The following is a 19,284-nucleotide window of genomic DNA, read 5'->3' as shown; positions in this document are numbered from 1 at the left end:
AAAGTGGATAATCATAAATAGCGTTGATGTTGTGTGGGGTCCAGGTACCTTTTGGGAGCCGCTTCCAGTTGTAGTAGGAAAATTGTTAATTAGTAAGTTGAGTCAGTATATAAAGAAGAGTAAAGAAGATCCGGGAGTTGATGGATGAAGGTGTCCACCAACTCCCGGATTTTTGTTGGATGTCATCAAAGAAATGAAGAAAGAGAAGCGTCAAATAGGGCTATTCTTAAGGACTGGACACTAAATTATTTTGAGCGTTTTTTATAAACTTCACGAAAATAAAGCGTATGTTGTCTAGACAACAATTACGATAGGAGTTTTCGCTTTTTTCTATTCACTTAAATTATTAAATCATTCTACTGTCAACCACGAGTTATGGTGATTAACCGATTAACTCAAAAAATAACTATTTATCCCAAAATTAAAATATACACCCACCTATATTTCTCTTATACTTAAACTAGAAAGATAGGTGACGCACAATGAAATGGTTTTTGATTGTAATGAAAAAAGCATTTGTGTTTAAAGGAAGAGCGAGACGAAAAGAATATTGGATGTTTGCTTTGATTGCATTTTTAATTGGTATAGCTACAAACGTGATAGATCTTTTGAACGGATGGATGCTTACACCTGCTATTGGAGTTTTGTCTGCACTATTTAGTCTACTAATCTTCCTTCCAAACATTTCAGTCAGTGTCAGAAGAATGCATGATCTTGGATACAGCGGCTGGTGGGTGCTGATTATTCTTATACCGATTCTTGGTCCACTTCTTTTATTGATGATGTTCTGCTACGATGGTGAAAGTTTTCCAAATCGCTTCGGGCCGAATCCAAAAGATACTTTAGAAGAGGCAACTCATGACCTATAAAGCGACTCCACCCAAACAGCTTTTATTATTTTTCATCGTATTGATTGGCATACCGAATTTGGCGATTTCTCTCAATGAAGCCACTCTATATTATCCATACTTTTTTATAGCTTTTCTTGTTCTATCGTTGTTTATTACATATGAATTGCATGTGTCTGAAAGCACGCTTCAATTTGGAGTCTTTCTTTACAAACTTCCTCTTTACCGGAAACAAATTACTCCCGAAGACTTAACCGAAATTCATTTTCGAAGGTTCGGATTTGCGAAGATGGGAGCAGTATTGAAGCGAAAGCAAGGAATTACTATTCGCTTGTTCGACTTCTTTCCACAAGGTCTAGAGGCCGCACTTGTTCATTTTTCAAAACGTAATGAAATTCCTATGACGAAAGCGAAAGATTATAAGGTTAGATAATTCTTGCTATACAAAAAGAGCTCGACTCCTGCAACTGAGGAGTTGAGCTCAACTAGTTTTAAATACTTACATCGCAGCCATTCCGCCATCAATTCGATACTGGGAACCTGAGATGAACGAACTTTCATCACTTGCTAAGAACACGACGAGATTCGCGATGTCTTCGGATTCGCCATAACGACCTAAAGGAATGCCTGCAGCCGCGGTTCAGGCAAACACCTCCCAATTCGGCCTTATCCACCAGTACCACTTTTCTCCCCAACTGCGCAGCCCGAATGGCCGCGACATAGCCGCCCGATCCGGCTCCGATCACCAATAAGTCCAGTTCCTTTTTTGCTTCATTCGTCATGTTTGCTTCCTCCTTCGGCATTTGAATATTCGAAAACCGTGATTTCCACTCACATTTATTTCAAAAGAGGCGAACCGATACTAGCAAAGGGTACCTCTCCTAAAATCCATACCCTATATCTTGAGAATTAGTAAGAGAATGCTTCAGATTCGTAGTGCCCTACTATGTATTTCAGAAAAGAGCTTTCCAGTTGGCTGGAAAGCTCTTTTCGTTACTCTTTAACGCGCATCAGCCGCAAGCTGTTGAGTGCAACCAGAAGGGTAGCGCCCATATCCGACATGATGGCGATCCACAGGGTCAGCCAACCCGGAATGACCAATAGCAGCGCAATCACTTTGATGCCGATGGCGAACGTAATGTTCGCTTTGATGATATTCAGGGATTTCCGGCTCAATTTCACCGTGAATGGCAGCTTGCTCAAATCGTCGCCCATCAAAGCGACATCCGCCGTTTCCAAAGCGGTATCCGTTCCGGCTCCGCCCATGGCAATCCCGACCGTAGAAGCGGCGAGTGCCGGCGCGTCGTTCACGCCGTCTCCAATCATCGCCACCTTGCCGTACTCGGCCCGTAAGCGTTTGATGACATTCAATTTGTCCTCCGGCATCAGCTCGGCCTGGATTTCGGTGACGCCGACCTCTCGGCCGATGGCCTGACCGGTCGCTTTGTTGTCACCCGTCAGCATGATCGTCTTCTTGATGCCCATGTCGTGCAGCTTCTGGATGACTTCCTTGCTGGAGTCCCGGACTTCATCGGCCACGGCGATGACCGCCAAAATGTGTTGTTCCGTCCCGATGATCATCGCGGTCTTGCCCTGGTTTTGCAGGGCCGTTACGGTCTGTTCCAAGTTCGCATTGGGGCTCGCCGCGCCTAACTCGTTGAACAGAATCGGGCTACCGATGTAGTACGTGATCCCTTCTACGGTTCCCTTAATCCCTTTTCCGGTAATGGAAGAGAAGTCCTCGACCAATACCGAAGAATATGAAATGTTCTCTGCGTCCGCTTTTTTCATGATGGCGGAGGCAAGGGGATGCTGCGAGCGGTACTCCAGCGCAGTCACGATGGAAAGCAGCTCTTTTTCGTTTACTTGCTTGTTCATGACTTCAAAATCCGTTACGACGGGAACCCCTTTGGTCAGGGTGCCGGTCTTGTCAAATGCGATGGCCTTCAGCGCACCCATTTCCTCCAAGTATACGCCGCCTTTGATCAGCACGCCTTTTTTCGCGGCATTCCCGATGGCGGACACGATTGAGATCGGCGTCGAAATGACCAATGCACACGGACAGCCTACTACGAGCACAGCCAGTCCTTGATAGACCCAGGTTTCCCAGCTAGCATCGAACAGAAGGGGCGGGACAATGGCGACAAGTGCGGCAACCGCCATGATGATCGGTGTGTAGTACTTCGCAAACTTATCGACAAATGCCTGGGAAGGGGCGCGTTCGCCCTGCGCTTCTTCGACCAGGTGAATGATTTTCGCAATGGTCGTGTCTTCGACCAGTTTGGTGATTTGGACTTCCAGCAAACCTTCTTCGTTCAGCGTACCGGCGAAGACATCATCATTCACCGTTTTGGCGACCGGCACGGATTCCCCGGTGATGGCCGCCTGATTGACCGCCGAATACCCGTTGGTCACCGTGCCGTCCATCGCAATCTTCTGTCCCGGTCTGACAATCATGGTGTCGCCCACCACAATGTCGTCTACCGAAATTAACTGTTCTTGGCCATTCCGCCGGACCAGTGCCTCTTTCGGAGCGATGTCCATCAACGAACGGATGGATTGTCTCGCCCGGTCCATGGAATAGCGTTCCAGTGCTTCACTGATCGCAAAGAGGATGACCACGATGGCCGCTTCCGCCCATTCCCCGATAAAGGCTGCCCCGATGACCGCAACGGTCATGAGGGTCTTCATGTCGAAATCCAGGCGAATCAGGTTCTGGAAGCCGACTTTGAAGAGCGAGTACCCGCCAATGACAATCGCCGCCACAAACAGGAGCGACGTCATCAGGTTGTCTTCGCCGTTGACGAACTGGGAAATGTAGCCGAACACGATCAAGAGGGTGGAGTAGAGCAAGGTGCTGTGCTTTTGGTAGAACGGCACTTTCTTCTCTGTTCGAGCTGGCGCTTTTTCGGTTCCGGTATTCGTGATAGCTGGACGTCCTGTAATTTCAGGCGCCACCTTCAAGTTTTCAAACGCACCGGCTTTCTCCAATTCGTCGATGGTCGCTGCCCCGTAAACGGAAATTTTTGAAGCCCCGAAGTTCACTTTGGCATCCTGGACACCGGGGATCTGCTTGACGTTGTTCTCAAACTTCCCGGCGCAGTTCGCGCATGTAAAGCCTTCGACCCGGAAGACATTTTTGTCTTCGACGGTCACTTCAGGAGCCGCCTGGCGTTTCGGTTTTTCCGGTGCGACCTTCAAATTCTCGAAAGCGCCGGCTTTTTCCAGTTCCTCGATCGTCGCCTCGCCGTAGACCGCAATTTTCGAAGCCCCAAAGTTCACTTTGGCATCCTGGACACCGGGAATCTGTTTGACGTTCTTCTCGAATTTCCCGGCGCAATTCGCACACGAAAAGCCCTCAACCCGGTAGACCGTTTTGTCTTCTGTTTCCTTCGTTTTTTCAACCAACGGAAACAACCTCCTTCTGATGAATGAAGGCCACTTGCACCAAGTGTTTTACATGCGCGTCATCCAGTGAGTAGTAGACCAACTTGCCTTCCTTGCTGTATTTCGCCAACCCCATATTATTCAGTAGTCGCAGGTGGTAGGAGGCGGTTGCGGTAGATGAACCGATGATATTCGCAACGTCACACACACACAGTTTGTCCTCCAGCGATAAGGCGTAGGCAATCTTGATACGCGTATCGTCCGACAACGCCTTGAAGATCTTCGCCACTTCCAATGGATTTTGTTCAGACAGTTGCTGCTGGACTCGTTCCACCTTTTCTTCATCTACACAGACCACATCACAAATCTCTTTTGCCATTTTCATTCACTCCTTTTTCTCACTTCTGTTTACTCATTCGTTTTTTCAAGTAAGTGATTTTCTTCTATATAAAACAAAGAGTGCAAAGAATCACTTCAACTCACCAATCCCCAAAGGAAACGGAAAGTCCCATTCTCCGCCATAATCAAGATGCCGAGCCCGATGAAGACAATCGGCACAATCCACCGTTCCCATTTCTCTATCGTTTCAGAAATCGTTTTAACGGCTGCCAACCGGTAACTGAGGTAACACAAGACGGCGACCAGGATGGCAAAGACAACCAGCATCACCACTGTTTCACTTGGATTCAAGGTTGAAAAGTAGGGTATGTAGACGCCAATGTTGTCGCCGCCAGCCGCCAGGGTAATGACTGTAATGGTGACAAACAAGCGATTGGGGTTTCCGGAAGACAAACGGGACAGGAGATTCTCTTCGTCGTCCTCGTCTTCTTCTCGCTTCCAGACCCGGATGCCCAGGTAAATCGGAATGAGCCCTAGCAAGCCCACCCAGTGGGACGGCACAAGCGTCAGGCCGTACGCAGCCAACAGGCTGACGCCCACCAAGATGGCTGTTCCTAGGTATTGTCCGATGACAATGGATTTTAACTGGCCTTTTTTCATCGTTTGTGAAAACAGGATCAGCAAAATAATGACGTAATCAATGCTGGTCGCCACATAAGCGGCAACCGCGGTAAAAATCGTGGTTAACAGCACCCTCATCTCCTTTACGGATATCCTAGTGTGAAGTGATACCCTCTGATAGTTATACATTCAAACGAACGTTTGATTGATTGGTGAAAGTGTACAATGATTTCGCTAGATTGTCAATTATATATTCAAATGATTGTTTTAATGTTTGGGCATGCTTGTTAGAATGAACAGGGAGCGACAAGTGGCAAGGCAAATTGAAATTTAGTATGGCCAATGCCTGCATGTCTTGTTAAGCATTCTATCTTTAGAAAAGCTGAAAATGGTATAGAAGAACAATGTGGAGTAGTTGATTGATAAATCATGATAGGAAAGAGGGATTTGGAAGGTCTGTTCTTTTAGGGCAATTAGTAAAGGGTATGAATTACCTGTTTGAAATCAAGATATCTGCACAAAAAGTCGAAACTTTTTCGTTAAGCTATAAGAGGTTGATACTTATGGAAAGTATAGAAAATTGACATATTCGGAGGGCATCTACATGAAAAAAAAGAGAATGGGCATAGCGGTACTGTCGGCTTTGCTTTTGCTGGCAGGATGCAGCAACGATACAGCGGATTCATTTGAAGTTCCGTTTGAAGGAGAACTGAGCCACGTCCACGGTATGGGCTATGCAGGAGGTGGGAACGATTTGTATTTTGCATCACACAGCGGTCCAAAAATTTATCGTGATGGCGAATGGTTTGAAACAGCGGATAATTTTTTCGATTATATGGGCTTTAACGCTGTAGATGAAGGCTTTTATTCTTCGGGACACCCGAGCGCAGATTCGGATTTGCCCAATCCGCTTGGGATTCAGCGGAGTACAGATGGCGGAGAAACCTTGGAAGAGATTGCATTTCAAGGAGAAACGGACTTTCATGCGATGGCTGTAGGGTACACCAGCCACGATATTTTCCTGCTCAATCCAGCAAAAAACTCCTTGCTCGAAGCAGGGTTCTACAAAAGTAACGATATAGGAGAATCGTGGGAGCCGGTCAAAGCTTCAGGATTAGAAGGAGAAGTGATGGCGCTCGCCCTTCATCCGACAGATTCGAACTTCGTTGCTGCAGCTACTTCTACAGGTGTGTATTTCTCACGTGATGGCGGCGAAAATTTTGAGGCGATTACATCGGAAAATGAAACAGGCACAGCGGTGCATTTCACCGAAGACCAGTTGTATTTCGGAAGCTACGGGACAGCGGCGGCTTTGGTGAAGTATACTATGGAAAATGAAGAACTGGAGACGGTGAACATACCGGATCTTCCGCAAGATGCCATCGCTTTTATTGCACAAAATCCGACTGATGAAAGGGAACTGGCGATCTACTCACTCCAGGGCAATGCTTACTTGTCGGAAGACGGATCACAGACCTGGGAAACGCTGCTGGAAGAGGGGAAAATCAAGTAGAGAAAACCAGCTATCTGCTTGAAAGCCTAATTAAATCCAACGACCTTTGGCAGTGGTCTGTGTCTTGTTTGCTACTAACCAATTGCTCTTAAAGAGGGACGCCATGTTAAATAGACTTGCATTAAAAATCGGTTTGCTGTTTTTTGTTTTTATCGTCATCATTGAATCGGTTTTGTTTCTGACCTTGTACGTTACCTTCGTCAATGAACGGGTGGATGAAGTCATGACGAATCTGCTCGCAAGAGGGAATACCCACAGCGAAGTGTTGGAAGACAGTTTTGAACCGGCAACATTGAACCATGTGGCCTTGATGGAGTCGGCTTCCGATTTCATCGTGATCATTACGGATGCAGATGGCAACGAATTGACCCACTCCGATTCAATTGAACCCGAAATGAGGGAAGTGCTGGAACACACCGATTTTGATGAGGTTCTGCAGGGAGGGAAGGTCGTGGAAGAGCGATGGGACAAAAAAGAGTTTATTGCGACGGACAGCCCAATCACCATTGAAGGAGAACATAGAGGCCACGTGTTCATGTTTGCGGAAACCAATCATATCAAAGGGATGGTCAGTCATTTGCGAAACCAATTCCTGATTGTTGGCCTGATTGCTGTCGGGTTGACCGTCATCACAATTTTTCTGCTATCCCGATTGATTACGTTGCCGTTGATTCGGATGAAAGAAGCGACGGAACAGTTAAGCGAAGGGCACCACGAGGTCAGCCTGAATATTGGCCGAAACGATGAGTTGGGAGAGCTGGCGAACGCCATCACTGCCCTATCCAGTGACTTGGAACGTTTAAAAAATGAGCGGAATGAATTTTTGGCGAGTATTTCGCACGAGTTGCGGACGCCGTTGACCTATATCAAAGGATATGCCGATATCGCGAGCCGGCCGAATGCATCCGAGGAAGAGAAAAAGGAATACATTGGCATCATCCGGGAAGAGACGGCCCATTTGACGGAATTGATCCGGCAGCTGTTTGAGCTGGCTCAGATGGATCATAACCAGTTCGCCATTCAAAAAGAGGAATTTTCACTGGAGATGCTTTTTGCATCCGTCGTTGCCTTGGTTCGGCCAGCTTTTGACGAGAAACAGATTTCATTTGCTGTCCATTGTGAACATGAGATTGTCGCCTTCATTGATCCCGAACGTTTTCAGCAGGTATTGCTGAATGTCTTGGACAACGCCCGCAAACATTCTCCTGAAGGAACACAAGTGGTATTACAGGGAGTCCAAGATAAAGATACCATTACCATAAGCATCCGTGATGAAGGAGAGGGCATACCGGAAAAAGATCTTCCTTTTGTCTTTGAAAGATTGTATCGGGTCGATAAATCCAGATCCAGACAGTACGGAGGAAGCGGTCTCGGATTGGCAATTGCGAAAGAGATCGTCGAATCACACGGTGGCCTCATGACGCTTCAAAGTGAGTACGGACAAGGGACAACCGTCCGGATCGAATTGAAAAGGGGGGATTCGCTTGCAGAAAGTGCTATTGGTTGATGATGAAAAACGAATGCTGGATTTAGTGGCTTTGCATTTGAAGCCGCATCAGTACCTCTGTAAAAAAGCACTGGGAGCCCATGAAGCCCTCGCCTGTCTGGAAACAGAAAATTTCGATATTATCTTGTTGGATATCATGATGCCGGATATGGACGGCTGGGAGCTGTGCCGGGAAATCCGGAAGTTTTCGGATGTGCCGATTATCATGCTGACGGCACGGGAACAGCAGAAGGATATCATTAAAGGGCTGAACCTGGGTGCAGATGATTACATCACGAAGCCGTTTAATGAAGAAGAATTACTGGCCCGGATGAGCGCGTTGTTGCGCAGAAGAACCCCGAAAAGCACTATTGAAGTCGATGGATTGTTATGGGATGAGGACCGGTTTGAACTCACATACGGCAAACATTTCATCAAATTGACGCCAAAAGAATTTCTGATGGTGGGCCATCTGATGAAAAATGCCAATAAAGTGTTCACAAGGGAACAGCTGATCCAGTTGATCTGGGGATTTGATTCGGAGACGGAAGGAAGGACCATTGATTCGCATGTACGGAATGTGCGGGAAAAAATTCGGCAATCTGGATTTCCAATCAATGACCATTTTATCACCGTGTGGGGGATTGGCTACAAATGGATCAATGAAATGGAATAATACTAGATAAAGATAAAAGGCTCATCGGAAAATATCTCCAATGAGCCTTTTCGGGTAAATTACGCAACGTTACGGCAAGCTTCTGCACATCTGCGGCAAGCTTCCGCACAGCGTTTGCAATGGTCGTGATGGTCGGCGTGCTTCTCGCATTCATCTGCACATGCTTCACAAATGGTTGCGCAAACGGCTGCCAGTTCGGAAACGAACGGCGAATTGCGGGTAATTGCATGTTCCAGAAATGCGCAAATGTCTGCACATTCACGGTCTAATCGAATACATTGGGCCATCATCTTCACATCTTCTTCTTGCAGACAAGCATCAAAACAATGGTTACATTCCGCCGCACAATCGTGCAATGCCTGAATCAATTCCTGATGTTGTTCATGAGCCATGCTAAAACCTCCATTTTTTATATTTTTGCTTCCGTTTCTAATATTCCCTCTACTTTCCAGACTAAACGGAAATACCGAAACTCCATAGAAACTGCACAAATTTATTGGCGAAACAGCAAACTCCTTCCGAAAAAAACAAAAAGTATATCTGGTGATAGCCCATTGTCGGCCGTTTATAGAAAAGTAATCGAATATCAAATCAATAGGGTGGTTTTTTCTTTTTGGTCACAGTAAATTCCTTGGGCGTCCAGAAAACAAAGACAAAGTAAAAATGAAACTGAGAACTTGATATACCCTCATGAGGTATGTTAAGTTTATGGAAATACTACTCTAGGAGGAATAAGAATGATTGAAACATTAAAAGTACAAGGCATGTCCTGCAGCCACTGTGTAAACTCGGTTGAAACTGGCGTCGGTGAACTCGAAGGGGTTTCATCTGTGGCAGTTGATCTAAAAAAAGGTGAAGTGGCAGTGGATTATGACGCTGGCAAGACATCATTAAACGAAATTCAGGAAGCGATTGAAGAACAAGGATATGCCGTCGTATAAGAGTGCTTTCACAGCACTCTTTACTTTTAAAAGAAATATACGCCGCGGTAGTATATTGGGGGCTTTGTGGCTGTTAAGAATGTCATAAGGGTAATTGGAATAAAGAAGCACTATTTTGAAGGAGGCGTACTGAATGGCTAAAAGTGAAAAAGACCATCACCACCATCACGACGAACAAGCAGATCACAGTAAAATGGACCATTCCAAACATGTTGGGCATGTCTATCATGAAGCTCAAGTAAAAGAGGGCATTCAAGACCACAGCAATCCCTCCCAGAACCATGAACATCATGACCATTCCGATCACAGCGGGCATGATCACGACCATCATCACCACGGTAATTTTAAAGAGATTTTCTTGAAGTCGCTGCCGGTTGGCATCATCATTCTGTTATTGTCGCCGATGATGGACATTCGGCTTCCCTTTCAATTCACTTTTCCATACTCGGATATTGTGGTCGCAGGATTAGCAACCATCTTATTGGTTTATGGGGGGAAACCTTTCTTTCAGGGGGCTATAGAAGAATTCAGGCAAAAAGCGCCGGGTATGATGGCCCTTATTTCTTTAGGGTTGTCCGTTTCCTATCTGTATAGCATTTATGCGGTGCTGGCACGCTATGTGACTGGCGAACACATCATGGACTTTTTCTTTGAATTTGCTTCCTTGCTGTTGATCATGCTCCTTGGACATTGGATCGAAATGAAGGCTGTCGGAGAGGCAGGAGACGCGCAAAAATCGCTCGCTGAATTGGTGCCGAAAGATGCACATGTGGTATTGGAAGACGATGCCATTGAGACGCGTCCCGTAAATGAGCTGAAAGTCGGAGACCTTGTACGGGTTCAGGCCGGAGAAAATGTCCCTGCCGATGGCATCATCAAAAGAGGCACCTCCCGGATCAATGAAGCTTTGCTGACGGGGGAATCTAAACCCATTGAAAAAGGAGCCGGAGACAAAGTAATCGGCGGTTCCACGAACGGTGCAGGCATCTTATATCTTGAAGTACAGGAAACCGGCGACCAATCGTTCATTTCTCAAGTTCAAACCCTGATAAGCCAAGCGCAGGATCAACCTTCAAGAGCTGAAAATCTTGCTCAAAAAGTAGCCGGCTGGCTGTTTTATATCGCCATTGCGGTGGCTTTCATCGCTTTTGTCGTTTGGCTGTACATTGCTGACATTCAAACCGCTATTCTTTTTACGGTTACGACATTAGTCATTGCATGTCCACACGCTCTCGGCCTTGCCATTCCGCTGGTTATTGCACGAAGCACCAGTTTAGGTGCAAGCCGCGGGCTGTTGGTGAAAGACCGCGAAGCATTGGAGTTAGCAAGTAAGGCTGATGTAATGATACTGGATAAAACGGGTACGTTGACTACTGGCGAATTTAAAGTTTTGAACATGGAAACACTGGATGGTCAACATACCGAAGCCGAAATCGCGGCGTTAATGGCAGGGATTGAAGGCGGATCCAGCCACCCAATCGCCCAGTCAATAGTCCAATACGCTGAGAAACAAGGGATTCAGCCTGTCCACTTTGATTCGATTGATGTTGTGTCGGGTGCGGGTATAGAAGGTAACGCCAATGGCCGCAAATACGAATTGATCAGCCAAAAGGCACTTGGAAGAGATGTAGCGGTGGATGTTCCCAAAGGGGCAACATTAAGTATACTGGTTGAGGACGGGAATCCGATCGGTACGGTCGCATTAGGCGATGAATTGAAAGAAACGAGCAGAACGCTGATACAGGCATTGAAGCATTACAATATAAAACCGATTATGGCTACAGGCGACAATGAAACGGCTGCCCAAGGAGTAGCAGAGAAACTGGGCATTGAATACAGAGCCAATCAATCGCCGCAAGATAAATATGATTTAGTGGAATCACTGAAAAATAATGGACAAACGGTCATTATGGTCGGCGACGGCGTAAACGATGCACCATCCCTTGCAATAGCAGACGTGGGTATTGCAGTCGGTGCGGGAACGCAAGTCGCCATTGATTCCGCTGATGTGATTTTGACTCAGTCGGATCCAGGAGATATTGAATCCTTTATCGAATTGGCCAACAAAACAACCGGTAAAATGAAACAGAACCTCGTGTGGGGAGCCGGATACAACTTTATCGCCATTCCCATAGCTGCGGGGGGTCTAGCTTTCATTGGAATTACGTTGGTTCCTGCAGTAGGAGCAGTTCTGATGTCCGTATCCACCGTTATCGTGGCTATTAATGCGATGACATTAAAGCTAAAGAATTAGACCTGTCAAACCCCGTGTTTAAAAGTCGTACACGAGAAGTGCTGCCTCCCAAAAGTTGAATTCTTTAACTTTTGAGGTATCGTTTTAAATGAGATTAAAGTCAAACAAAGGTTTTAAGACTTTGGATAGTTAAATATAGTTAACATAGAAGAAATTATAGGAAGAGAAGAAGTCAAAAAAGCTTCTTCTCTTTTCTTATTAGATTCTTTTAATACATGCCTATGTTAATGTTTATTGTTGATATAAGGTAAAAAATTAGAACTTCCATTTTTATGGAAGTTCTATTAAATAATAATGTTTTATTCAACTAAAGCACCCGTTTATGAAAAATGTAAATAAGTTAAACAGCTTGTTTCACTTAAAGATTTATAGGTGAAGATCCTTTTCTGTACAAGTAATTTCTATCGTATGATTCATTGGATCTAAAACAGGAAAACTCCAATACCCTTTCCATTTTGGCTCAATAAAATATCTTGGTATTTGATTACTTACTATGGAATGGACAATGTCATTAAAATCTTCTCTATCACACTCTAAAGACCAACCTATCCTAGGTTCTGTTCCACCTTGCCAACCTGGTTGAATGGCAAACTTATTTGATGGTGGATTAAAATCTTCATTGTAATCTATACTTAATTGGTGTTCACCAATCTTAAATGCAATCGAACCTTCATCATCCCATATGAGGTTTAACTGTAGTATATCTAAGTAAAACCACTTCATTTTCTTCAAATCGTTACAAAATAGATACGGAAATCAGCATTAATCTCTAATAAAGCACTTGTCAAAAATTCTTGGATTTTTTCGTCATCTTCAATCACTAATATATGCTCCATGCTTTCATACTCATTTCATTCGCTTCTAAAATATCTATTATATTAGTATAAACATAGAATACTATAACAGAAGATGCCAGTTTGAGGTTCAGTCAAATATGAAACTGAGTTATGAAAGATATAGAGGTGATTAGTTTACATATGACCCCTTATCGGAAGTCTTTCTAAATGAAATATATAATTATAAAACCAGTAATCCTTATAGAAGGCTACTGGTTTTTTAAAACTCCGGTACAAAATATAGCTTGAAATTGGTTCATGTTATCTCTTGAAGTGACACCTAAATAATCGATGTCACGAAGAAGTTATATTAATTCATAAAACTCTATAAGTAGCAAAAAACCATATGATGAATGGTCAGAGCTCCTAAATGAGGAACTTTGAGAAAACCTTTTGTCTAACCTGGGAATTCGATTTGCTTATCTTCTTAGTAGGCTAATCATGCAGATATAAAGTGACCATTACCATATCGCCACCACTTTTGCCAATTGCGTCTCTAACTTCTTGATTGATTGAAATAATCTTGTCTTCATTTTTTCTTGGAGCCAAATTAATGCTTTTTATTTCAAAGTCATCAATTGTACCAGACACCTTTAGGTATCCCCATTTCCCTTGAATACTGGCCGTGCCAGGAAGTCTAATATGATACGTCCACGCTCCAAATCCTTTTTTGTACTGCAATTCGAGTTTCTGATTATCAATTATTTTGATCATAATAAGTCACCTCGTTTCTCATTAAGTTTACCAATAATCAAGGATTAGCAGTAACTGTCGCTGCTTACCCTTAAATAGTATCCAATAAGATGAGCATAAAGCAGAAGTTTCAGTAGACTTTCACGTTCTAACGAGAGCTCAACATGCATGCTTAAACAGTTTACATATTGCTGGATTATCAGAAGTAAAATAAATAGCTGGATTGATTAGAAAAGTCTTTTGCAAAGGCTGGCCTTTTTTAATCGAGTTCCATTATAGAAAGAATCTTAAAGGAGCTTTTGCTTGCAGAATGTAGATACGTTGTATATACTAAGTATATAAATAGCACTCTGAGGAGTTGATTCACATGCCGCAAGTTAAGCAAAAAGTTAGTCACCGAGAGGCTAAACTTCAGAATTGGGGTAACAGTAAAGCAGTTCGACTTACAAGAGATATCCTCGAGGAAGCCGGATTCAATGCAACTGATGATGCTGTATTTGATGTAGAGATTGAACCCAATCGAATTTCGTTGGTTCGAAAAAGCAAGTTAACGCCGTTTCAAAAGTTATTTGTTGGTTACAATGGCGGAAAGCCTGAACCTGAATCACTTTGGGATGAAGTAGAACCAGTTGGAAAAGAAGACTGGTGATCAGTTAATAGGCTTAAAGATTATGTGTCTGTACTTAATCCTTAATGGAATAGTACAGGCACTATTTAATTGGAGGAATAGTGATGACAAGGTTTTTTAAAGTTGGTGACATTATAAAGGTCGACATGTCCCCAGCAAAAGGACACGAACAGCAAGGTTATCGTCCAGCCATCGTAGTTTCAGAAGAAAATGTACATAAAGAGACCGATTTAATTTGGGTTTTGCCAATCACTAATACGAATAAAGGATACCCAACTCATGTACCGGTAAATGGAAGAACTAAGAATAACAAGAATAGCGCAGCACACAATCAGACAACTGGATATGTATTGTGCGAAAAGATAAAAGTAATTGATCCATTGGCCCGAGCTGCAAGATTAACAGACGAGGCCGATCATGAGTTGATTGAAGAATGCAAGGCTATTATAGATGCCATTACTTTTATAGGGTAAAGAAAGGAAGGAAGGCCAATCATTATGATTGGTCTTTTTGAATACTGCAATTCATTTTTTGTTCGTTTAAATCTACTTTTACGAACTGTTTTATTTACAAAAATAGTTGCCGGTTTATTTAGTGTAGAGTTGATAGACTTAGTAATAAGCAGTATATAACTAATACTGCAATACTTTATAATTGAGTTATATGACTACAAGGAAGGATAAGAGATATGATCACTGTAATGGATTTGTTGCAGTTGCCAGTTACAGAAAAGTTTTCGGTTGTAGCAGGCGGTAATGGATTAAATAGAACAATCCAAGGTATTGAAATTTTGGACTTTGAATTCAAGGAAGCTTTGTATTCACTTGTTTATTTAGCCGTCTTTTCGACAGCTATTGCCTATCTTTTCCAAAATATGGCCCATCAATATACCACAGCCACAAAGGCGGCCATTATTCTATCAACAGAAGCCGTTTTCGGCATGCTGTTGTCCGTTTTATTTTTGCACGAAGTACTGACAGGTCGTATGCTTATGGGCGCTGCGTTGATCCTCGTAGCTATCTTGCTTGCTGAAGTAAAGCCAAGATTCCACAAAAAAATGCTGAGAAACTCACGTTCATGAAGTTGTAAACTAAGAAGTATTTAAAGTGATGATGGTAGAAAATCATTCTGAAATATCGAAAGAAATTCAACTTACACACCAAAAATTATAGGAAGAGAAGAAGCTTGGTTGTGAGCATCTTCACTTCTTTTTTTTTATACAAATATGCTTTTACGAATGATAGATAATAAATAAGAAGAAATGGAAAGTGATAAAATGCTTTTGTGTGGTTACTAGATATTATAAGAAGAGCATAGCATTTTGGGAGTTTAATAGTGTTAAAAAGGAGTGTCTGGTTTGACTCTACAGCAATTAAGATATGCATTAGAAGTAGCAAATAAGGGATCTATGAATGAAGCTGCTAAAAGTTTATATATATATCAGCCGAGTTTATCAAATGCGATTAAGGATTTGGAAAAGGAAATTAAAATAACCATTTTCGTTAGAACGAATAGAGGAGTTGTTGTTTCTAATGAAGGTGCACATAGTTTAGCATCTTCTTTCTCTTTTTCTATTTGGTTAGCGTGAATAAAATGTTATTTCCCATATAAACATTGGCAACAAAAGAATCCTGGCCATTTTGTAGCTGGTGGGGTTGTAGATGAAGATATGTGTGAAGGCAGCGATAGCAAGATTTTATTTCTGTGGGCTTTTCCTGTCGTTGGGAAAAATGAGAAATAGCATGAATTTGGTATACAGAAAATGGATACAGAAGTATACTGATTAGAATTACTTCTAGAATTTAGGATATATAGAGAATGATTGATTAGGGGAAGGGGTTAAACAATATGAAAATGATGAAAGGTGCATTCAAGGCGTTTTTAATGATGTTCGGAACACTACTAATACTAATTGGATTTGTACTGATTGCTTTGAACAACGAAGCGCATTCGACGGTTCAGATGATCGGAACAAAACTTAGTGGAGTTGTGCTAGTGGGACTCGGAATGTTCATGGGGTTCGATGATTATTTTAAGAAGCAACAACAGCGCAAGGAAAAGCGAAATCGGGTTGTGGAGGACTGACGAAGGGGGAACAACATGTACCAGTACTTTAATGGACACGTCATTCGTGAAGGCACAAATGGGATAGATGCAAACCGTGTAGAAGAACTTTTCCTGGACGCAGGCTGGGCGAAACCACTACCGGAATGGCAAAAAGAAAAATACGCGCTGATTTTTGAGAATGCGACATGGGCGTTTACCGTGTGGGACTTCGATAAAATGATTGGAATGATCCGTGTGATTTCTGATCAAGTGATGGCCGCGAACATCTTGGATTTAGTCGTTCATAGCGATTATCGGGGAAAAGGAATTGGCCAGAAGTTAGTTGGGCTCTGAAAAGCTACATATTCAGGATACCAATCTATATTATGAACTGAAGTCAGATGAGCTAGATTCCTATATAATGAAACTGCTCGAAGCAAATGGAGGCTTATGAGACAACCCCAGGGGTTTATCTCATAAGTCTTATCTTGTTTTATTAAAACAAAAGCTAGAGCTATCTCACTTCTTTTCTATTGAAACTTCCGAAAGGTAAATGGCACAAAACGATTCCACTTCAGAAAGTTGTTCACCAGAACCCACAGAAAAGTCGTACGTTTTAGCACTGGTACTATGTATAGTCAACTTGCTGTCATACCACAATTCCTTACTATATGGATTTTTCATAGAAATCGTGATTTTTTCAATCTCTCTAAAAGGAATAGAGATGGCTTTTTTCTGTATGTTGAAATAGTCAGTATTTCCTTCACGGAAGGCTGCCATGTAGTACATTAGCTTTTCTTTATTTTTTTTCATCAGATATTTAGAAAGGCCATAAAATAATCCACCCAGTAGTAAAGAGTCTCCTGTAACTGTATCTATAACATAAGACCCGGCAGGTTTCGGCAGTAAGTAAAGTGTTTCGCTTAAAGGGAATAAAAGAAACTCTTTATCTGGTTTGTTTCTTCGCTTTAAAGTTAATGCGGGTACAGTAGTTTGTGTTTTCATTTGATTGTCTCCGTTTATAAATATCTTTATGAAAAGTGTAGCATAACTCAATTCCAATATTGTGCAATTTGGGAATAAGTGCTATTCTAGTCACAATTGAAAACAAGCGATGAGAAGGAAAGTAAGTTCAGCAATTCTTATAGAGAGCTTCTGATGGTGGAAATGAAGCAGATGACCTGGAGTGAAAATGGCCTTTGAGCTGCGCACCGAACTGTTTAGTAGGCTGCGCCGAGACGTGCACTCGTTACAACAGCAGCAGTATGTACACGTACTGGCAGAGGCATAAGATGTGAGTCTTGTGCGAATTTAGGTGGTACCACGACATGTTCGTCCTAATCGAGTCAATCGATGAGGGCTTTTTTTGTGCCCAAAAGGAGGAAGTAGAATGTCAGTATTCATTGGAGGAGCTTGGCCCTATGCGAATGGTTCGCTACACATCGGTCATATTGCAGCTCTGTTACCCGGCGATATTTTAGCTCGCTACCATCGTCAAAATGGTCAGGAAGTACTTTACGTATCGGGAAGTGACTGTAACGGTACACCGATTTCGATTCGAGCCAGCCAAGAAGGAAGGGCGGTAAAGGACATTGCTGATCAGTACCATCAGGAATTTAATGAAACGTTTACCAAACTTGGTTTTACGTACGATCTCTACACACGCACGGACGATTCAAAACATCATCAGTATGTGCAAGAGCTCTTTCTCAAACTTCTAGACAACGGATACTTGTATAAAAAGACGATTGAACAAGCGTATTGTGCTTTCGACAATCAATTTCTTCCTGATCGGTTTGTGGAAGGGATTTGCCCTGTGTGCGGAGCGAGGGCACGCGGTGATCAGTGCGACACGTGCTCTACCATCTTAGATCGATTAGATTTATTGGAGAAACAATGCAAAATTTGCGGCAACTCGCCAGAAATCCGAGAGACAGACCATTTCTATTTCGCCTTTAGTCAATTTCAAAAAGAATTAGAAGAGCTCGTCAAGACCAGTGAAAGACTGGGAGGTTGGCGAGATAATGCCTTGAAACTGACAACACGCTATTTGAGCGAAGGTGTTCATGACAGAGCTGTCACAAGGGATTTGCCAAATGGTGTCCCAGTTCCCGTCGAAGGGTTTGAAGGAAAGAAAATCTATGTCTGGATAGAAGCAGTCGCAGGCTACTATACGGCAAGCCGGAAGTGCGCGGAAGATCGAGGAGTCTCTCATGATAAATGGTGGGAAGCGGGAGTGAAAAGCTACTACGTGCACGGGAAAGATAATATCCCGTTCCACTCGATTATTTGGCCAGCCATTCTAAGTGGTGCAAAGATAGATGCAAGGCCGACAGCCATCGTTTCTAATGAATACATGACACTTGAAAAGAGAAAAATCTCTACAAGTCAAAATTGGGCAGTCTGGGTTCCTGATGTGTTGGAACGCTATCACCCAGATAGCTTGCGGTACTTCTTGACTGTGAATGCGCCAGAGAATCGAGACACTGATTTCTCGTGGAGAGAGTTTGTATATAGCCATAACAGTGAACTTCTTGGTGCGTATGGCAACTTGATCAATCGGACATTCAAGTTTATAGAGAAGTCTTATGAAGGCAAGGTTCCAAACAATGAAGTTGATTCTACAGTAAAAGAAAGGATTACGTTTCTTTATAAAGAACTAGGGCGATTGATTGAAGCAGCGGAACTCAAACGTTCATTGGAGATGTTGTTTGAATTCATTCGAGAGATGAATCGGTATTTTGATGAACAGAAACCCTGGATTTCTGTGAAGGAGGACGAAGAGAAAGCAAAAGAAACTCTCACTACATGTGTCTATGCCATTCAAAACTTAGCGCAACTAGCAAAACCTTTTATTCCATTTGGTTCCCAATCGGTTGAGCGGATGACCGGAGACATTTACGACGGTTGGAAACCGATTGACAGCTTGCCGGTGGAATTAGTGGGGATCGAGCCACTGTATGAAAGAATTGATGTGAAAGCTATCTCACAAGAAGTTGAGAAATTAAATAAATGA

General features: G+C 43.1%; 18 protein-coding genes, 5 pseudogenes and 1 other annotated feature. Of the genes and pseudogenes, 14 read left to right on the top strand and 9 right to left on the bottom strand.

Going from position 1 to position 19,284, the window contains the following annotated elements:
* Nucleotides 1-482 precede the first annotated feature (482 nt).
* Together MKY84_RS13315 and MKY84_RS13310 are read left to right on the top strand one after the other, a co-directional pair.
* The gene (locus MKY84_RS13315; RefSeq protein ID WP_342526650.1) at nucleotides 483-869 is read left to right on the top strand and encodes a DUF805 domain-containing protein; all 387 of its coding nucleotides are present in this window, start codon (nucleotides 483-485) and stop codon (nucleotides 867-869) included.
* Entirely contained in the window at nucleotides 859-1,281 is a 423-nt protein-coding gene (locus MKY84_RS13310; protein ID WP_342526648.1) for a hypothetical protein, read from the top strand. Before MKY84_RS13315 ends, MKY84_RS13310 begins: the two co-directional genes overlap by 11 nt.
* A 66-nt stretch (nucleotides 1,282-1,347) precedes the next feature.
* Here MKY84_RS13310 and MKY84_RS13305 read toward each other — a convergent pair.
* The 5 genes and pseudogenes from MKY84_RS13305 to MKY84_RS13285 all read right to left on the bottom strand — a co-directional run.
* A pseudogene (locus MKY84_RS13305) lies at nucleotides 1,348-1,473 on the bottom strand (SDR family oxidoreductase); the annotation flags it as partial.
* A 4-nt stretch (nucleotides 1,474-1,477) separates the two neighbouring features.
* Nucleotides 1,478-1,630, bottom strand: a pseudogene (locus MKY84_RS13300) (FAD-dependent oxidoreductase); the annotation flags it as partial.
* A 211-nt stretch (nucleotides 1,631-1,841) separates the two neighbouring features.
* Nucleotides 1,842-4,256: a heavy metal translocating P-type ATPase gene (locus tag MKY84_RS13295; RefSeq protein ID WP_342526646.1), complete on the bottom strand. Its 2,415-nt coding sequence runs from the start codon at nucleotides 4,254-4,256 to the stop codon at nucleotides 1,842-1,844.
* On the bottom strand, nucleotides 4,249-4,614 hold the full coding sequence (locus tag MKY84_RS13290) for a metalloregulator ArsR/SmtB family transcription factor (RefSeq protein ID WP_029595499.1): 366 nt from the start codon (nucleotides 4,612-4,614) through the stop codon (nucleotides 4,249-4,251). The genes MKY84_RS13295 and MKY84_RS13290 overlap by 8 nt, the downstream gene beginning before the upstream one ends.
* 95 nt (nucleotides 4,615-4,709) lie before the next feature.
* A complete protein-coding gene (locus tag MKY84_RS13285; protein ID WP_154750252.1) occupies nucleotides 4,710-5,324 on the bottom strand; it encodes a CadD family cadmium resistance transporter in 615 nt (204 codons plus the stop codon).
* 475 nt (nucleotides 5,325-5,799) lie between these two features.
* On the opposite strand from MKY84_RS13285, the gene MKY84_RS13280 reads away from it, so the two are divergent.
* The 3 genes from MKY84_RS13280 to MKY84_RS13270 all read left to right on the top strand — a co-directional run bounded on the left by MKY84_RS13280 (nucleotide 5,800) and on the right by MKY84_RS13270 (nucleotide 8,870).
* On the top strand, nucleotides 5,800-6,708 hold the full coding sequence (locus tag MKY84_RS13280) for a F510_1955 family glycosylhydrolase (protein ID WP_342526642.1): 909 nt from the start codon (nucleotides 5,800-5,802) through the stop codon (nucleotides 6,706-6,708).
* A gap of 103 nt (nucleotides 6,709-6,811) precedes the next feature.
* Nucleotides 6,812-8,215, top strand: coding sequence for a HAMP domain-containing sensor histidine kinase (locus MKY84_RS13275; RefSeq protein ID WP_342526640.1), 1,404 nt, complete (start codon nucleotides 6,812-6,814; stop codon nucleotides 8,213-8,215).
* The gene (locus tag MKY84_RS13270; RefSeq protein ID WP_342526638.1) at nucleotides 8,193-8,870 is read left to right on the top strand and encodes a response regulator transcription factor; all 678 of its coding nucleotides are present in this window, start codon (nucleotides 8,193-8,195) and stop codon (nucleotides 8,868-8,870) included. The genes MKY84_RS13275 and MKY84_RS13270 overlap by 23 nt, the downstream gene beginning before the upstream one ends.
* A gap of 59 nt (nucleotides 8,871-8,929) precedes the next feature.
* On the opposite strand, the gene MKY84_RS13265 is transcribed toward MKY84_RS13270, so the two are convergent.
* A complete protein-coding gene (locus MKY84_RS13265; protein ID WP_203331975.1) occupies nucleotides 8,930-9,262 on the bottom strand; it encodes a four-helix bundle copper-binding protein in 333 nt (110 codons plus the stop codon).
* A gap of 345 nt (nucleotides 9,263-9,607) precedes the next feature.
* Here MKY84_RS13265 and copZ point away from each other — a divergent pair, with 345 nt between their 5' ends.
* Complete coding sequence (gene copZ, locus MKY84_RS13260) at nucleotides 9,608-9,811, top strand: copper chaperone CopZ (protein ID WP_094942858.1); 204 nt, start codon at nucleotides 9,608-9,610, stop codon at nucleotides 9,809-9,811.
* Between the two features lie 133 nt (nucleotides 9,812-9,944).
* Nucleotides 9,945-12,065, top strand: a complete 2,121-nt coding sequence (locus MKY84_RS13255) for a heavy metal translocating P-type ATPase (protein ID WP_342526635.1) — start codon at nucleotides 9,945-9,947, stop codon at nucleotides 12,063-12,065.
* Between the two features lie 366 nt (nucleotides 12,066-12,431).
* Here MKY84_RS13255 and MKY84_RS13250 read toward each other — a convergent pair whose 3' ends face one another.
* Nucleotides 12,432-12,788 (bottom strand): hypothetical protein, encoded by a 357-nt coding sequence (locus tag MKY84_RS13250; RefSeq protein ID WP_342528897.1) that lies wholly within the window; start codon nucleotides 12,786-12,788, stop codon nucleotides 12,432-12,434.
* A 548-nt stretch (nucleotides 12,789-13,336) separates the two neighbouring features.
* A complete protein-coding gene (locus MKY84_RS13245; RefSeq protein WP_204591927.1) occupies nucleotides 13,337-13,615 on the bottom strand; it encodes a DUF1905 domain-containing protein in 279 nt (92 codons plus the stop codon).
* A 346-nt stretch (nucleotides 13,616-13,961) separates the two neighbouring features.
* Between MKY84_RS13245 and MKY84_RS13240 the strand changes: the two genes are divergently transcribed.
* The 6 genes and pseudogenes from MKY84_RS13240 to MKY84_RS13215 form a co-directional block, all read left to right on the top strand.
* Nucleotides 13,962-14,243: a hypothetical protein gene (locus MKY84_RS13240; RefSeq protein WP_204591925.1), complete on the top strand. Its 282-nt coding sequence runs from the start codon at nucleotides 13,962-13,964 to the stop codon at nucleotides 14,241-14,243.
* Between the two features lie 83 nt (nucleotides 14,244-14,326).
* On the top strand, nucleotides 14,327-14,695 hold the full coding sequence (locus tag MKY84_RS13235) for a type II toxin-antitoxin system PemK/MazF family toxin (protein WP_342526630.1): 369 nt from the start codon (nucleotides 14,327-14,329) through the stop codon (nucleotides 14,693-14,695).
* Nucleotides 14,696-15,027: 332 nt separating this feature from the next.
* Nucleotides 15,028-15,303, top strand: a pseudogene (locus MKY84_RS13230) (DMT family transporter); the annotation flags it as partial.
* A gap of 276 nt (nucleotides 15,304-15,579) precedes the next feature.
* Nucleotides 15,580-15,762 (top strand): annotated as a pseudogene (locus tag MKY84_RS13225) (LysR family transcriptional regulator); the annotation flags it as partial.
* 308 nt (nucleotides 15,763-16,070) lie between these two features.
* Nucleotides 16,071-16,307 (top strand): hypothetical protein, encoded by a 237-nt coding sequence (locus tag MKY84_RS13220; protein ID WP_342526628.1) that lies wholly within the window; start codon nucleotides 16,071-16,073, stop codon nucleotides 16,305-16,307.
* A 15-nt stretch (nucleotides 16,308-16,322) separates the two neighbouring features.
* Nucleotides 16,323-16,613: pseudogene (locus MKY84_RS13215) on the top strand (GNAT family N-acetyltransferase); the annotation flags it as partial.
* A 174-nt stretch (nucleotides 16,614-16,787) separates the two neighbouring features.
* Here the strand turns inward: MKY84_RS13215 and MKY84_RS13210 are convergent.
* Nucleotides 16,788-17,273 (bottom strand): hypothetical protein, encoded by a 486-nt coding sequence (locus MKY84_RS13210; protein ID WP_342526626.1) that lies wholly within the window; start codon nucleotides 17,271-17,273, stop codon nucleotides 16,788-16,790.
* A 100-nt stretch (nucleotides 17,274-17,373) separates the two neighbouring features.
* Nucleotides 17,374-17,611, top strand: a binding site (T-box leader).
* A gap of 47 nt (nucleotides 17,612-17,658) precedes the next feature.
* Here MKY84_RS13210 and metG point away from each other — a divergent pair.
* On the top strand, nucleotides 17,659-19,284 hold the full coding sequence (gene metG / locus MKY84_RS13205; protein ID WP_342526623.1) for a methionine--tRNA ligase: 1,626 nt from the start codon (nucleotides 17,659-17,661) through the stop codon (nucleotides 19,282-19,284).

Source organism: Chryseomicrobium sp. FSL W7-1435, from assembly GCF_038595005.1.
Lineage (GTDB): Bacteria > Bacillota > Bacilli > Bacillales_A > Planococcaceae > Chryseomicrobium.
This window is presented reverse-complemented; position numbering and strand designations above follow the sequence as displayed.